11 protein-coding genes are annotated in these 15,093 nt (G+C 65.4%); all 11 read left to right on the top strand.

What is annotated here, in order from left to right; translation table 11 throughout:
* The first annotated feature begins 150 nt into the window (after positions 1–150).
* The 11 genes from B447_RS04460 to B447_RS04410 all read left to right on the top strand — a co-directional run bounded on the left by B447_RS04460 (position 151) and on the right by B447_RS04410 (position 15,088).
* Complete coding sequence (locus tag B447_RS04460; RefSeq protein WP_002937027.1) at positions 151–1,467, top strand: NAD(P)/FAD-dependent oxidoreductase; 1,317 nt, start codon at positions 151–153, stop codon at positions 1,465–1,467.
* Complete coding sequence (locus B447_RS04455; protein WP_037982326.1) at positions 1,460–1,849, top strand: GtrA family protein; 390 nt, start codon at positions 1,460–1,462, stop codon at positions 1,847–1,849. The genes B447_RS04460 and B447_RS04455 overlap by 8 nt, the downstream gene beginning before the upstream one ends.
* Before the next feature lie 115 nt (positions 1,850–1,964).
* Positions 1,965–3,056 carry an IS5 family transposase gene (locus B447_RS04450; protein ID WP_002937016.1) on the top strand — a complete coding sequence of 364 codons (1,092 nt, stop codon included), beginning with the start codon at positions 1,965–1,967 and terminating at the stop codon, positions 3,054–3,056.
* Between the two features lie 344 nt (positions 3,057–3,400).
* Positions 3,401–6,064: a M10 family metallopeptidase C-terminal domain-containing protein gene (locus B447_RS22945; RefSeq protein WP_002937014.1), complete on the top strand. Its 2,664-nt coding sequence runs from the start codon at positions 3,401–3,403 to the stop codon at positions 6,062–6,064.
* Positions 6,065–6,137: 73 nt separating this feature from the next.
* Positions 6,138–7,778, top strand: a complete 1,641-nt coding sequence (locus tag B447_RS22820) for a calcium-binding protein (protein ID WP_002937009.1) — start codon at positions 6,138–6,140, stop codon at positions 7,776–7,778.
* A 27-nt stretch (positions 7,779–7,805) separates the two neighbouring features.
* Entirely contained in the window at positions 7,806–8,120 is a 315-nt protein-coding gene (locus tag B447_RS04435; protein ID WP_002937003.1) for a hypothetical protein, read from the top strand.
* A gap of 50 nt (positions 8,121–8,170) precedes the next feature.
* Positions 8,171–9,100, top strand: a complete 930-nt coding sequence (locus B447_RS04430) for an ExeA family protein (RefSeq protein ID WP_002937000.1) — start codon at positions 8,171–8,173, stop codon at positions 9,098–9,100.
* Positions 9,097–10,392 carry a tetratricopeptide repeat protein gene (locus tag B447_RS04425; RefSeq protein ID WP_002936999.1) on the top strand — a complete coding sequence of 432 codons (1,296 nt, stop codon included), beginning with the start codon at positions 9,097–9,099 and terminating at the stop codon, positions 10,390–10,392. The genes B447_RS04430 and B447_RS04425 overlap by 4 nt, the downstream gene beginning before the upstream one ends.
* 96 nt (positions 10,393–10,488) lie before the next feature.
* The gene (locus B447_RS04420) at positions 10,489–11,715 is read left to right on the top strand and encodes a TolC family protein (RefSeq protein ID WP_002936997.1); all 1,227 of its coding nucleotides are present in this window, start codon (positions 10,489–10,491) and stop codon (positions 11,713–11,715) included.
* Positions 11,712–13,892 carry a type I secretion system permease/ATPase gene (locus B447_RS04415; RefSeq protein WP_002936995.1) on the top strand — a complete coding sequence of 727 codons (2,181 nt, stop codon included), beginning with the start codon at positions 11,712–11,714 and terminating at the stop codon, positions 13,890–13,892. The genes B447_RS04420 and B447_RS04415 overlap by 4 nt, the downstream gene beginning before the upstream one ends.
* Before the next feature lie 2 nt (positions 13,893–13,894).
* Positions 13,895–15,088, top strand: a complete 1,194-nt coding sequence (locus B447_RS04410; RefSeq protein WP_198291743.1) for an HlyD family type I secretion periplasmic adaptor subunit — start codon at positions 13,895–13,897, stop codon at positions 15,086–15,088.
* Positions 15,089–15,093 lie beyond the last annotated feature (5 nt).

Below are 15,093 nucleotides of genomic sequence, written 5' to 3'. Positions count from 1 at the left end.
GGGCGGGCAAAGAACGCCGCTCAGTGACCGGTTACTTTGCAGTGACCGACTGGCCTGGAACCTTCGGAGTCCCCTGCACCCCCTTTGCCTTGGCGCTACAAGAGACTATGAACGATCCGCGCTACAGCAATGTGATCCTGGAGTTCTGACGTGTCAAAGCGCATCGCCATTCTCGGCGCAGGCCCAATGGGCCTCGCTGCGGCCTACCAGCTCGTGCGTGATGGCCATAAACCGGTCATATTCGAAGCCGACGACCGCGTCGGCGGAATGAGCGCATCCTTCGACTTTGGGGGGCTGGAGATAGAGCGCTATTACCACTTCCACTGCACTTCCGACCAGGCGTTCCTGGACGTCATCGATGAGCTTGGTCTAGCCCACAGGATGAACTGGGCAGAGACACGCATGGGCTACTGGTACAACGACTGTATCCAGCCCTGGGGCAACCCGATCGCGCTGCTGAAGTTCAAGGGGTTGAGCCTCCCCGCGAAAGTGCGATACGGACTACACGCATTCATGGCGACCAAGCGCAACGACTGGAGTGCTCTCGACAAGATGGAGGCGGCGAGCTGGATACGACGATGGGTTGGTGATGAAGCCTGGGAAGTGCTCTGGCGACGACTGTTTGACCTGAAATTCTACGAATACGCCAACAACCTATCGGCAGCCTGGATCTGGAGCCGTATCCGGCGTATCGGTCGTTCGCGCAGCAGCATATTTCGTGAAAAACTCGGCTACCTCCAGGGCGGGTCACAGACTCTTTTGAATGCGCTGCAATCAAGCATCCAAACAGCCGGCGGCGAGATCAGGCTTAATTCGCCGGTACGCCGCGTAATCATCGACGACGCAAAAGTCGTCGCGGTACGCTGCGAAAGCCATCAAGAATCATTTGATACTGTGATCAGCACGATCCCTCTTCCATATATCGAAAAAATAATACCCGACCTCCCCACCGCCGTACTGCATCGATTCAAGGTGCTCAAGAACATCGCTGTCGTCTGTGTCATCATGAAGCTGAGCAAGCGCGTCAGTGAATACTTCTGGCTAAATATAAACGACCCTGAGATGGACATCCCAGGCCTTGTCGAGTACAGCAACCTGAGGCCTCTGACAGACCATATCGTCTATGTGCCATTTTACATGCCGGGTGATCATCCTAAATACAAGGACTCGGATGAGGTCTTCATCGAAAAGGTCTCCAGCTACGTAATGAAGATCAACCCATCTATCCAGCTGCAAGACATCATAGATGTGCGCGTCAGCCGCTGCCGTTATGCTCAACCTATCTGCAGTCCAGGATATCTCGAGGGCTTGCCGGACGCCGGTTTGCCGATAAAGGGACTCTGGGTTGCAGATACATCCTACTATTATCCGGAGGATCGGGGCATCTCCGAGAGCATCCGGTTTGGTAGACGAATGGCCTTGCAGGCGACGGAATCCAACGCGCCAACCCGAAGCCAGCATGTTTAAGAACCAGTTTATGCGCTTCTTGGTCGCAGGAGCGATCTCTGCGACAGCAAACTACTCCTCACGCTTCTTCTTCAGCAGCTTCTTTAGTTTCTCGACAGCAATAGTTCTCGCTTACTTCGTCGGCATGCTCGTGGCCTTCATACTGATGCGTAGCCACGTATTCCCAGCGAGCAGTGGCAGTATAGCAAGACAGCTTTCGTGCTTCGCAGCGGTGAATCTTCTCGCTGTATTGCAGACCCTGGCGGTTAGCTTGACGCTAGCGAGCGTGTGGCTCCCGGCTATCGGTATCGTCAATAACACCGAGGCGCTCGCCCACTCCGTGGGTGTCGCGGCCCCCATAGTTACGAGCTATTACGGCCATAAATACTTAACCTTTAAATAACTGCTCACTCGCGGATAGCGACGGCTGCGCCTCTAGCAGCGTGATGCAAAAGGCTGTGAACGATCCGAAAAGCTTCCTGTCATAGTCGTATCTCCAGACTCCTTGTCCTGCAACGATGCGCGGCCAACTCGACCCCCAGTCCTCGATGTTCCACTACTTCTCGCCGGAGTCGCGTGTGCCGGCGGATCATCCGCTGCGACGGGTGAAGCGTTTGGCCGACCGTGCCCTGGGCGCAATTTCTGGGGAGTTGGACGCGCTGTACTCCTCGGTCGGCCGCCCGTCGATTCCGCCAGAGCGTCTGCTCAAGGCGCAATTGCTGATTGCGCTGTATTCGGTTCGCTCGGATCGGCAGTTCTGCGAACAACTTGACTACAACATCCTGTTCCGCTGGTTTCTCGACATGGATCTCGAGAGCCCGACGCTGGACCAGTCGAACTTCAGCCGCCTGCGCGAACGCCTTGTCGCCACCGACGTGGCCCGACGCTTCTTCGATGAGGTCGTCAATCTGGCCCGCAAGCAGAAGCTGCTGTCCTCGGACCACTTCACGGTCGACGGCACGCTTATCGATGCCTGGGCTTCGTTCAAGAGCTTCAAGCCCAAGGATGGCACCCCGCCCAAGGACGGTGATGACGGTACCGGGATGGTCGACTTCAAGGGCGAGAAGCGCTCGAACGCCACGCATCAAAGCACGACCGATCCCGAGTCTCGACTCATGCGCAAGGGCAACGGCCAGCCGGCCAAGCTCAGCTATGGCGGGCATGTACTCATGGAGAACCGCAATGGGCTGTGCGTCGACATCCTCATCACCGAATCGACCCAGGCCGAGCACCGTGCCGCGCGGCAGCTGCTCACTCGCGCACGTCGACGGCACATTCACCCCAAGACGCTCGGCGCCGACAAGGGCTATCACGTGAAGGAATTTGTCGGGCACCTGCGCGAGCACGCGGTGCGACCGCACATCGCGCGCATCAAGGATCGGAAGACACCCGGCCTGGATGGGCGAACCACCCGAACCGAGGGCTACCAGGTCAGCCAGCGAAAGCGAAAGCGCGTCGAGGAGATCTTCGGTTGGTTGAAAACGGTCGGCGGATTGCGAAAGACCTGTTTCATCGGCCAGGCGAAGACCCAGATGGCGGCCTTCATTTCCGGTGCTGCATACAACCTGCTCCGAATCGCGAAATTGAGCGTTTCGGAGGTGAAGGCATGAGCACAGGCGCGCAAACGGACCTTCGCGGTCGCCGGTGCGGCCACGAAGACAATTCGAACGCGGTGCGAAAGCCATTCCGGAAAACGATGTCACGATGAAATTCGACCTGAACCTCAGTGCTGGCGCGGTACCGCCGGCTTTTGCATCACGCTGTTAGAGCTACAAGCGCTCTCACCCCGCCCCCGAAACCCAACAGTTCACGGCTACCACGTAAATCTTTACATACATTTTTGTATACCTGTACCATCGCTCGATATGCGTACGTGCGTCGAACCAACGTGATGTGCGAAACATCAAATTGCCCTGCAGCACCGCTCCACCAACTTAGCTGACAAGGACCCCACATGGCCACCGTCACCGTCGCCCGCCTCGCCGCCAGCAAGGACGCCAGCAATCTCGTCCTCGACAGCCTGCGCAACGTCACCAGCGACCTCGCGCGCGGCACCAAAAGCGTGCTCCGCCAGTACGCCGACAAGTACGACACCGTCGCCCTCACCGACACCAGCGCCACCGCACTTGGCCTGCTGCAGGTCGTCCAGGCGTTGCCGCTCGCCACTGTCGATGTGGGTAGCGTGCAGCGCCTGTCGGGCAGCGCGAGCGAACTGCAGGCGCTGTATCAGGCGATCGACAGCGGTCGCCTGATGGGGCTGGGCAACGAGACCGTGACCGTGAGCGGCAGCACCGCCAGCGCCGCCGACCTCAACGCCATCAATGCCGCCACCAGCGGCACGGTCACCGTCGCTTCCACGGTGACGAGGCTAACCGGCTCGGCGAGCGAACTCGCCGAACTTTACGCCGCCGCGCGCGCCGATGCGCGCCAGATCAACGGCCTGGGCAACGAAGCCGTCACCGTGGGCGGCGGCAGTGCCAACGCTGCCGACCTCAACGCGATCAACGCCGCCACCACGGGCACGGTGACCGTGGCGCCGTCCGTCACCACGATCACCGGCAGCGCCGCCGAGCTCGCCCGCCTTTACGCCGACGCCCGCGCCAACCCGCGCGCCGTCACCGGACTGGGTGACGAGAACCTGACGGTGACCGGCGACAGCGCGACCGCCTCCCAGCTCCTTGCCCTGGTGAACGCGACCCGCGGCACGGTCACGGTGACTGGCAGCGTGACCGAACTGCGTGGGGGCGTAGCCGAGGTGGACAAGGTGCTCAACGGGGTGACCGGGCTCTCGCCAACGAGCCTTGTGCTCACCGACGCCACCTATACCGCCGCCGACCTGCTGCGCCTGGATGCCGCCAGCGCCAGCATCGAGATCCCCTTCGTGCTCGGCGTCAGCGGCAGCGCCGCGGATCTGAAGGCCGTGTTCACCGCGCCCGGCATCAGCGGGCTGGGCAAGGCGACGGCGACCGTCACCGGCAGCAGCGCTGCGGCGGCCGACCTGCTGGCGCTGGATGGGGCCACGACCGGGCTGGTGACGCTGTCGTCCACGGTGAAGACGATCAGCGGCAGCGCGGCCGACCTGGCTACGGCTTACGAGACCGCGCGGGACGACCCGCGCGCGCTGTCGATGCTGTGGAACAAGGACGTGCTGGTGACCGGGACCAACGCCAGCGCCGAGGCGCTCAACACCATCGACGCGGGCACCATGGGCCGGGTCACCGTCAGCGATAGCGTGAGCGCACTTACCGGCAGTGCGGCCGCGCTTGCCCAGCTGTACAAGGCCAATAACTCGGTGCTGAAGCCCTTCGCCGGCCTGGGTAACGAAGCGATCGCCGTAACTGGTGATTTTGCCAGCGTGACCGACCTGCGTACCATCGCTGCGGCCACCAGCGGGCCGGTGGATGTCGGCGGCGTGGGCGCCATCACCGGGACCTTTGCGCAGCTCAAGGCCATGCTGACCACCGCGCCGCTGAGCCTGGGTGGACTGGAAGGCATGACCTTGCGGCCCACCGACGCACGCCTGGACGCCGGGGATCTGCTGGCGTTCATCGATTCGGACGCATTCACGGCGTGGATCCTGAAGCTCGATGCGAGCGCCGTCGACATCCTCGACGCCAACATCATTCAGGCGCTCACCCTGGCCGCATTGCGTCCGTCCATGGTCGGCCAGGCCGCGGCAATCGAACTCAGCGACATCGCGCTCAACGCCAGTACCCTCGACCTACTGGACAGCGTGTACGGCGGCAGCATCAGCGCGCCCCTGCTCACCACGCTGAATGGCGCCGCGACGACGGTGCTCGCCCTGCTCGCCCACCACCCGCAGCTGCTACCCGACACAACGGGGGTGACCTTGACGCTCACCGACACGGCGCTCGACGCCGGTACGCTGAACGCGCTGGGCGAGGTCTTCGGTGGCACGCTGGTCGCAAGCGCTGTCAAGACCATTAACGTGGATGCGGCCACACTCACCGACTTTACCGACCTGCTGGATGCGTTCACGGAAGCCTCCGTCTTCGCCGCCACCACCGTAAATATTCAGGGCAGCGCGGACGGCGACACCATCGACGCCACCTCACTGTCGTGGCTGGGGGCCTTCGCGGCCAACATTCAGGGCCTGGGCGGCAACGACACGCTGACAGGCGGCAATGGCAACGACCGCCTCGAGGGGGGCGACGGCGACGACACCCTGAACGGTGGCGCGGGGGATGATGTGCTATTCGGCGGCCCTGGGCAGGATACGCTGACCGGCGGCGCCGGGGCCGACACCTTCGTGTTCGAGACCGGCGACAGCCTGTACGACACCCCCGACCGCATCACCGACCTTGAAGCGGGCGACACCATCGATCTGAGCGCGATCCGCAATAACCTCGCGTTCCGCTTCTCCGACACGGTGGTGGCCGATTACGACGGCTCCAACGGCCCAAGCAATGAGACCGAGCTCGATATCTTCGTCGGTACCGTCGATGACAAGTATTTCCTGTTCTACGAGATCGACCCAGCGGGCAGCAACATCGAGCGCATCGAACTCGGTGCCAGCCTTCCCGCCGGTGCAGAAGACCTTGCCGACTGGTCCTGGAGCCCAAGCGGCTTGATCACGGTCGGCGCCTTCATTGCCTGACCCGCAGCCCGCAACCGATTCCAGTCACCGATACCCCCTAGTCCGACAACCCCACCCCGACAGCCAAACCGCCATGCAAACCACCCTCAGTGCCCCGACCGCGGCCGCAGGCGCCGCCCCCACCAGCGCGGCGGCAGATGTCGCCGCCCGCCTTGCGAGCCTTGCCCAGGGCCAGCCCGTCGCCGCCGCGCTCACCCCCAAGGGCGGACCCGCGCAGCCCACCCACAAGGCTGCCCAGGCCACCCCCGCCCAGCCGCTCGCCAGCCGCGCGCGCGCGGTCGCGGATATGGACAAGCGGGAAGATGATGAGGAACTCGCCGCCACCATGACCGACAGCGAACCGGTGCTGCTCGCCCAGGCCGCAGCGATGCCGGTCAGCGACGCGGGTGCCGCAGTGGATACAGGCTGGGTGGAAGCCTGCGAACCCGGCACCCCGCTGCATTGCGGCTACACCGGCGCCGCCGACGCCCACGCCGGTGTTTCGCCTGCGTGGGCCCTGCTTGGCCTGCTCGGCCTGGCAGGGGGCGGTGGAGGGGGCGGCGGGAGCGCTCCGCCGCCGCCCGCGCTGACGATCACGCCGCCCGGCCCGGTCACGCTCGGTATCGACAAGGGTACCGGCAAGATCCCCGGGGCGGACTTCGGCTCGAACTACGAAGGCAACGGCACGCAATATGCGATCGTCGCGGTCAGCCGCCAGCCGGGGGGCGAGGCGCTGAGCGCTGTCGAGTGGCAGACGCTGTTTCAGGTCGACCCACTCACCGGCGAGATCAGCCTGCTCAAGGCCGCCAACGCGCTGGGTTGCATTGGCTCGGCCTACCAGATCACGGTGTCGGCGACGCGCGGCACGGAAACCACGCAAGCGAGCACCACGCTGAGCCTGGGGGTGCCGGCGGCAGAGAACCGGTTGGCTTACGACTACGACACCGCGCTCGTGTCCTCGGAACTGGCGGGGACGAGCGCGATCAACCTGCTGACGATCGATCTGGGCGCAGTCGATGCCTTCAGCCTGGCGGCTGACAAGGCTTTGTACTTCAGGCCTGTGGGCACCAACGATCTCGATATTCTCCTGCACGGGAAGACCTTGACCCTGGATGACCAACGAACTGCCGCAAAGCAGGTCGAGTTCGTCGGCTTCACCAATGACGACAACGCCCTCAGCTTCCTGGGTTACCAGCTCGCGCTCGCGAGCGATGGCGACTACTACCGGCTGTCAAACTCCGAGTCCGTCGCCGGCAGCGGATGCGACCATATCCTGTACGCCCCCACCGTGGCCGGCGCCATGCTGACAGGTGGTGGCGGTAATGACCTGCTCTTCGGCGCCCAGAATGTCGGCGGCGGTCCCGGCAATACCCTGAATGGCGGCGCCGGTAACGATTTCCTCCTCGGCGGCAACGGTAACGACATCCTGATTGGTGGCGATGGCGATGACGTGCTGGTGGGCGGGATGGGCAACGATACCTTGACTGGCGGTGCAGGTAACGATGTGTTCGTGTTCGGCGGCGGCGGGGCTGACGGCAGCAACGTCATTACCGACTTCTCTACCGGTGACCGCATCAGGATTGGCGGCCTGTCTCCGCACTTGGATTACAGCTACGAGCAAGTCATGACCGCGGCACCCGGGACGACCCCAACGGTATGGCACGACAGCGGCGTGCTCTATTGGGGTACTGCCTCCAGCAATGTCGCGCTTGCATCGCTTTCAACCATTGCCTGACTCCCACACCGACGCTCCGAGACCCCAATGCAAACGTCCCTGCCCTTCCGACTCGCGCTCGCCTGTGTTGCGCTCACGCTCGCCGCCTGCGCCCAGACCCCCGGCAACCGCCAGGCCGACGAACCGCCTCAGCTCTCCAAGCGCGGCGACATCATCGCCTGGAACAACGCCAGCGCGTTCGGCCCCGTGCCGTCGCACCTGGCAAGCACAGGCGCGCTGCGCTGCGCTGCCCTCGACACGGATAAGGTAAAGTATCGCCCACTGGGTTATCATTCCGCTGCGCGAGGGCTGGATGGCCTGCCCTTACCCGGCGGTGGTTACTATTGCGTGCCCCGCGACTGACAATGACCGCCGCGGCAGTTCCGCGGCGTGCGCGGACATATTGACACCCCATGTACCTCGAGCACTTCGGCCTGCGGGAATTTCCCTTCAGCATCACGCCCGACACGAGCTTCTTCTTCAAGTCGAGTGGTGCGCAGAAAGCCCTGAACACCTTGCTGATGGCCCTTCATATGGGCGAGGGCTTCATCAAGATCACCGGCGAGGTGGGCACGGGCAAGACCTTGCTGTGCCGCAAGCTGATCAACTCGCTGGGCAAGGATTACAAGGTCGCGTACATCTTCAACCCTTACCGCGAGCCCCTGTCGCTGTGCCTGGAGGTGTGCAAGGAGCTGGGGGTCAGGGTTCCCGAGTCGCAGATGGAGAACCAGTACCAGGTGCTGCAGGCACTGGCGGTGCGCATGCTGGAGCTGAACCGCTCGGGCAAGCGCGTGGTGATCTGCCTGGACGAGGCCCAGGCCATGCCGGTGGCCACGCTGGAGACGCTGCGCCTGCTGACCAACCTGGAATCGCAGAAGCAGCGTCTGGCGCAGATCGTGATCTTCGGCCAGCCCGAGCTCGACGAGAAGCTCAACCATCCGTCGATCCGTCAGCTCAAGCAGCGCATTACCTATAGTTACCAATTGCCGACCTTGGCCGGCAACCAGTTCGACGCCTACATTCGCCATCGCTTGCTGGCTGCAGGCCATGTGGACGGGCAACTCTTTACCAGTGCTGCCCTACGGACACTGCGCTCGCACTCCAAACGTGTACCGCGCCGCATCAACATCCTCGCCCACAAGGCCTTGCTATGCGCGTACGGCGACAGTTGCCCGCGCGTGGAACGACGGCATGTGGTGGCGGCCGTCAATGACACTGAGGGCAGCCCGGGGGTCGCCTCGAAACAGCGCTGGAAAGCGCTGGCTGTGGGGCTGACCTTGTCGCTGCTGATGATTCTGGTCGTTGGCGGCATCGTGATCTACAACGGACTGCTGGCCCCATGAGCCTGATCAACGAGGTGCTGTTGTCGCTCGATGCACGACAGCGCCACGGCATTCCGCTCAACACGGCAGCGGGTCTGGGCCCATTGGTGGGCGTGCGGGATGACGAGGCAGGCGGCTGGAAGTATCTCGCCATGGGGAGCGGCGTGCTCTTGCTGGCTGCTCTGGTTGCCGGAGCTTGGTGGTGGCGAGACGAGATCCCATGGCCAACATTTGCGCGGACCCCCACTGCCTTGCAGCAGGGTCCGTCGCGGTTGCCGGTGCATGCAAGCCCGGCGCCACCGCTGTCACCGGTGGCGCCGGTCGAGGCGCACGCCACACTGCAGCAACCTGCGCCCGTAGTGCTGGCAACGCCTGAGTCGGTCAGCGCCGCCATCACCGCCGCAGTGACAGCGGCGGTGCCGGCGGCGGCCGCTGCCGCGGCGGCGGCGGCCGCTGCTGCTGCCGCGGTGATTGCGGAGGGCCAGCCACGCCCCGCTGAGCCTTGGCCGCCGGTGCAGGCGCAAGCGGCACCTCGCCCGCCGCAGCCTACGCGTAGCACCGAGCAGCGGTCAGCTCCCGATAAGCCACACCGCATCACCGGAATCACCGAGCCTGCACAGGCGCGCCCCGCAAACGCGGCGCCTGCTGCACTACCCGAGCAAACGCCCGAACGGACTCCCCCACGACCCTCTGCAGCCCCGGCACCCGAAACGCCGGACACTGCGCGCGCACGCCGCGAACCACGCGGCGCCAACCCCGAAGAGGCGACTGCGCAGGCCATGCGCGACCTACAGGAGGGGCGCGCCACAGAGGGGCGCGAGACATTGCGCAAGGTACTCGCCGACGACCCGGAGCAGGTAAAAGCACGGCTGGCGCTAGCGAGCAGCCTGGTGTCGTCCAAAGAGGCTGGCGCTGCTGCCGATGTGCTGACCGAGGGCCTGATGCTGCTGCCCACCAACACGGCGCTTACGCTCGCGCTTGCTCAGGTATGGGCCGGCGCCGGCAAGCAGGACGACGCGCTCACCCTGCTGCGGCAGAACCTGCCCGCCGCAGGCAACGACGGCAGCTATCACGCCATGTATGCCCGCCTGCTGCAAGGGCGCAAGCAGTACAAGGCGTCGGCGGAGCATTTCCGAATTGCCTTGCGCGAGCGCCCTGAGGAGCCGAGCTGGCTGGTCGGCCTGGGGCTATCGCTGCATGACGCGGGCGAACGCCCAGAAGCCCAGCTCGTTCTCAAGCGCGCGCTAGCCACGGGCAAGCTTGCTCCGCAACTTCGCGTCCTGGTCGAGCAGTTGCTTGCAGGTGCGGGTTAATCACGCCATCCCCAGCTCACTTGACCATCAGCGTCGCCGCCCACGGCTGCGACATCCAGTGCCTTGACGGCCTTGTCATCGCAAAGGTGTGACCGAATGACCTATCCCGTAAAAGCCGTTGCGCTCGCCTTGCTCCTGCTGCCCTGCGCGGTCGGCGCCACGCCCTTGAGCCTGGATGCCGCACTCGACAAGGTGGCACGCACCCATCCGCAGGTCGCCCAACGCGAGGCGGATGTGCGGGCGGCCGCGAGCGATGTCGCCAGCGCACGCTGGGGCCGCTACCCGAGCCTGAGCGCCGAGAGCACGCGGCTCGATGCCGGCGGCGTGCAGACCATGGTGCGTGTCCAGCAGCCGCTCTGGACCGGCGGGCGCATCACGGCGCAGATCGACACCGCGGAGCGGACCCAGGCGGCCGCGGTGGAGGCCGTCGCGTTGACGCGCCAGGAGCTGCAGCTGGCGACCGTCGCCGCGTTTGCCGAACAGTGGCGCGCAGAGATGCGCCAGCGCGCTGCGCACGCGAACGTGAGCGAACATGAACGGCTGTACGACATGATCCTGCGCCGGGTCGTGTCGGAGGTGAGCCCGCGCTCGGACGCAACCCTGGCTGCGGCGCGCCTGCAGCAGGCCCGTACCGAACTGATCCAGGCCGGCGCCCTGCTCGATAGCGCCCATGCCAGCCTGACGCAGCTGGTCGGTGAGGACGACTTCACCCTGCAGCCGCCGGCGCGCTTGCCGCCCTTGTCGCTGAGCCAGGCCGAGGCGGTGAGGATGGCGGTCGCGCGCTCGCCCGAGCTGAGCCTGCTGCAAGCCCGCATCGATGCCGCGACCGCGCAGGTCGGCGTGAATCGAGCGAGCCTGTTGCCACAGCTGGTGATTGGACATGATCAGCGCATGGGTAGCCTGCTGCCCGGACAGGCGCGGGACTTTACCTATGTGGCGCTGCAGTATCAACCCGGCGCTGGATTGTCTGCGGCGACGGCGATGCAGGCTGCCGTGGCCCGTGCGGAGGGCGCCCGGGATGCGCTGGCCGTCGCCCGCCGCCAGCTCGAGCAACAGGTCGCAACCGACTGGAGCCAGGCCATGGCGCTGCGCGAGCAACTGCCCGCGAGCGCCGAGCTGGTGGGTGCCACGCGTGAGGTGGTGGACTCCTACATCCGTCAATACACCGTGGGGCGCAAGAGCTGGCTAGACGTGCTAAACGCCCAGCGCGAGCTCACCCAGGCCTTATACGGCCAAGCCGATGCGCGCGCTGGCGCACTGCTCAGCACGCTGCGCGTGCTGATTGCGAGCGGCGTGCAGGCCGCAGCGGCGGGCACCGAATGAGCTCGAGCGGCGACGCGCATACGCTACCGGTCCTGCTCGCCCGGCTCGCAGCCCTGGCTGGACAGGCGGTGCCGGTGCATCGCTTCGCCATGCAGCAGGAAACGCACGATGGCATCGCCATCGACTCGCTGCCGCTGCTGCAGCGTGCCGCAGCATGCTGGCAGGCGCGCTTCCCGGCCGGCGAGATCAGGCCGCGGGCGGCGCGCGCGCTGGAGCGCGACGACCTGCCCGCGCTATGGCTCGCGCGCGATGGTGCGCAGCTGTTGCTCGTGCGCGCACGGCTGAGCAATGGCGACCTTGTCGTGGACGATGCGGCCGGCGCACGCGAGGTGTTGACGGCCACCCAGGCCGAGCAGGGCACCGTGCTCTGCCTGAGCACCGGCCATGCCCGCATGGCGCCCACGCAGGCCACGGCGGCCGCGCCGAGCGCGGGCGACTGCTTCGCACGCGCGCTTCGCCGCCACCGGCGAATCTTCGTCGAGGCGGTGTTCGCGACCTTCGTGGTGAGCCTTATCGGCCTGACCTCGGCGATGTACACGATGCAGGTGTATGACCGCGTGGTGCCGACCAAGGGCTATTCGACGCTGTGGGTGCTGACCGTGGGCGTGCTGCTCGCCGTTGGGCTGGAGCTGCTGATGAAGCAGGTGCGGGCGCAGATGGTGGACCGCGCCTCGAAGGCAATCGACGAGGAGTTGTCGGCGGTGTTCTTTGCCAAGGCGCTCGACATCCGCATGGACGCGCGCCCGCGCACTGTCGGCACCTTTGCGGCGCAGATTCGCCAGTTCGAGTCGGTGCGCGCCTTCATGGCCTCATCGACCCTGTTCATCCTGGCCGACGCGCCGTTCGCACTGCTCTTCATCGGCGTGATCGCTCTCATCGCCGGGCCGGTTGCGCTGGTGCCGCTGGTGGTGACCGGGCTGGCGCTCATTGTTGGCCTGGCGTTGCGCGCACCGCTCGAGCGCTTGGCGGCCGCCCACATCGAGGAGTCGAACCGCAAGAACGGCTTGCTCATCGAGGCGGTGGATGGCATCGAGTCGGTCAAGGCGGCGGGCGCCGAGTGGAAGCTGCTCGACCGCTGGCGTGCCTTGACCGCCACCTTGGCCGAGAGTGAGCTGCGCATGCGCCTGCATGGCACTTTCGCGGCCAACCTCACCCAGACCCTGCAGCAGCTGAGCTACGTCGGACTCGTTGCCGCCGGCGCCTACGCGATCACCACCGGGGCATTGACGATGGGCGGGCTGATCGCGTGCACGATCATCAGCGGGCGCGCGTTGGCGCCGCTGGCGCAGATCCCCAACCTGATCGTGCAGTGGAAGCACGCGCGCATCGCGCTACGTGCGCTGGACGCGATCATGGCGCTGCCCGAAGAACGCGACGAGGACCGGCGGCTGGTGGTACCGGAGCAGTGCGAGGGCCGCCTGCGCCTGGACAACGTGGTGTATGGGTTCGGCGATGAGCGCCCGGCGCTGACTGTGCCCGCCCTGAACATTGCCCCAGGTGAGCGCGTGGCGGTGCTGGGGCCCGTGGGGTCGGGGAAGTCGACGCTAATCAAGGTGCTGTCGGGCTTGTACCGACCGCGCTCGGGCTCGGTGTTTCTCGATGACGTGGATGTGAGCCACCTGGCACCGGCATTCGTGCGTGAGCACGTGGGTTACCTGCCGCAGGACGTGAGACTCTTCAACGGCAGCCTGCGCGACAACCTGTGCCTTGGCCTGCCGACGCAGAGCGATAGCCGCATCCTGGAAGTGGCCAACCTGACTGGACTGGCGCAGGTGATCCAGCGCCACCCGCGCGGCCTGGAACTGGAGATCAGCGAAGGCGGCCGGGGCTTGTCGGGCGGGCAACGCCAGCTCGTCGGCCTGACCCGCTTGCTGCTGATGCGGCCACGCGTGCTGTTGCTGGACGAGCCGACGGCCGCGCTCGATGCGCAGCTCGAACTGCTGGTGATGCACAATCTGTTCCGCGCGCTGCCGCGCGAGACCACGATCGTGTTGGTAACCCACAAACCGGCGCTGGTGATGCAGGTCAATCGCGTGATCCTGCTCGAGCACGGCCGTATCCTCACCGACGGCCCACGCGACGAGGTGCTCGCCCGTGCCCGCGAGAAGGCCAGCCAACTCGCCGAACGTGGGCGCAGCGATGGCGCTCCGCCCCCTCCCCTTTCTGCAAGTGCATGAGCATGTTCTGGTTTCTACGTCCGTCCGACCCTGACCACCCGAGTCCCCTCGCCGCCAGCCTTCATGCGCCGCGCACCATCATGTGGGCGACGATCGCCACCGTGGCGGTGTTCCTGGGCTGGGCCTGGGTCGCGGAGCTCGACCAGGTGAGCCGCGCTGCGGGCTCGGTGATCGCCAGCTCACGCACGCAGGTGATCCAGTCGCAGGAAGGCGGCACATTGGACGAGCTGCTGGTACGCGAGGGTGACGTCGTCGAGCGCGGCCAGTTGCTCGCTCGCCTGGAGCGCACCCGCGCCGAAGCGGCCTACCTCGAGACCCGGGCGCGCGCGGCCGGCCTGGCGGCCACGGTCGCTCGGCTGCGCGCCGAGGTGTTCGCCGCCGCGCCGGTGTTCCCGCCCGAGGTGGAAGATTACCCGCAGTTCCGCGACAACCAACTCGCCTTGCTGCGCAAGCGCCGGGCGGCGATCGACGAGGAAATCGGCGCCCTCGAGAGCATGGCCTCGCTGGTGCTCGAAGAGCTGGCGATGAACCGCCCCCTGCTCGCATCCGGGGACGTGAGCCGCAGCGAGGTACTGCGCCTCGAGCGCCAGCTGGCCGAACTCCAGGCCCAGATTACCAACAAGCGCAACAAGTATTTCCAGGACGCGCAGGCGGAGCTGAACAAAGCGCAGGAAGACCTCGCCGGCGTCGAGCAGACCCTCGCTCAGCGTCGTAACGTGCTCGAGCAGACCGAGATCCGTGCCCCCCTGCACGGCGTGGTAAAGAATGTTCGCATCACGACCCTGGGCGGGGTGATCCGCCCAGGCGAGGACATCATGCAGATCGTGCCGCTCGAGGATGACCTGGTGATCGAGGCGCGCCTGAACCCGGCCGACATCGCCTTCGTGCGCCAGGGGCTGCCCACCACCGTCAAGGTGGATGCCTATGACTACACGATTTACGGTGACTTGCCTGGCCGCCTCACTTATATCAGCGCGGACACATTGCGTGAGGACTTGCGCCAGGGCGAACAACCCTACTACCGCATCCTCGTGCGCACCGAGGGTCGCCAGTTCAGCGGCCGACCAGATGCCGACCTGGATATCCTGCCCGGTATGACGGCGACAGTGGAGATCAAGACGGGCTCGAGCACGGTACTTCAATACCTGACAAAGCCTGTCACCAAGACCCTGTCAGAGGCACTTGGCGAGCGCTGAACGCC

It is taken from the genome of Thauera sp. 27 (assembly GCF_000310125.2).
Lineage (GTDB): Bacteria > Pseudomonadota > Gammaproteobacteria > Burkholderiales > Rhodocyclaceae > Thauera > Thauera mechernichensis.
This window is presented reverse-complemented; position numbering and strand designations above follow the sequence as displayed.

Bases quoted from the DNA above. Each gene is read 5' to 3' on its own strand.
- B447_RS04455 (WP_037982326.1), top strand. From the start codon at position 1,460: ATGTTTAAGAACCAGTTTATGCGCTTCTTGGTCGCAGGAGCGATCTCT.
- B447_RS04450 (WP_002937016.1), top strand. From the start codon at position 1,965: ATGCGCGGCCAACTCGACCCCCAGTCCTCGATGTTCCACTACTTCTCG.
- B447_RS22945 (WP_002937014.1), top strand. From the start codon at position 3,401: ATGGCCACCGTCACCGTCGCCCGCCTCGCCGCCAGCAAGGACGCCAGC.
- B447_RS22820 (WP_002937009.1), top strand. From the start codon at position 6,138: ATGCAAACCACCCTCAGTGCCCCGACCGCGGCCGCAGGCGCCGCCCCC.
- B447_RS04435 (WP_002937003.1), top strand. From the start codon at position 7,806: ATGCAAACGTCCCTGCCCTTCCGACTCGCGCTCGCCTGTGTTGCGCTC.
- B447_RS04430 (WP_002937000.1), top strand. From the start codon at position 8,171: ATGTACCTCGAGCACTTCGGCCTGCGGGAATTTCCCTTCAGCATCACG.
- B447_RS04425 (WP_002936999.1), top strand. From the start codon at position 9,097: ATGAGCCTGATCAACGAGGTGCTGTTGTCGCTCGATGCACGACAGCGC.
- B447_RS04420 (WP_002936997.1), top strand. From the start codon at position 10,489: ATGACCTATCCCGTAAAAGCCGTTGCGCTCGCCTTGCTCCTGCTGCCC.
- B447_RS04415 (WP_002936995.1), top strand. From the start codon at position 11,712: ATGAGCTCGAGCGGCGACGCGCATACGCTACCGGTCCTGCTCGCCCGG.
- B447_RS04410 (WP_198291743.1), top strand. From the start codon at position 13,895: ATGTTCTGGTTTCTACGTCCGTCCGACCCTGACCACCCGAGTCCCCTC.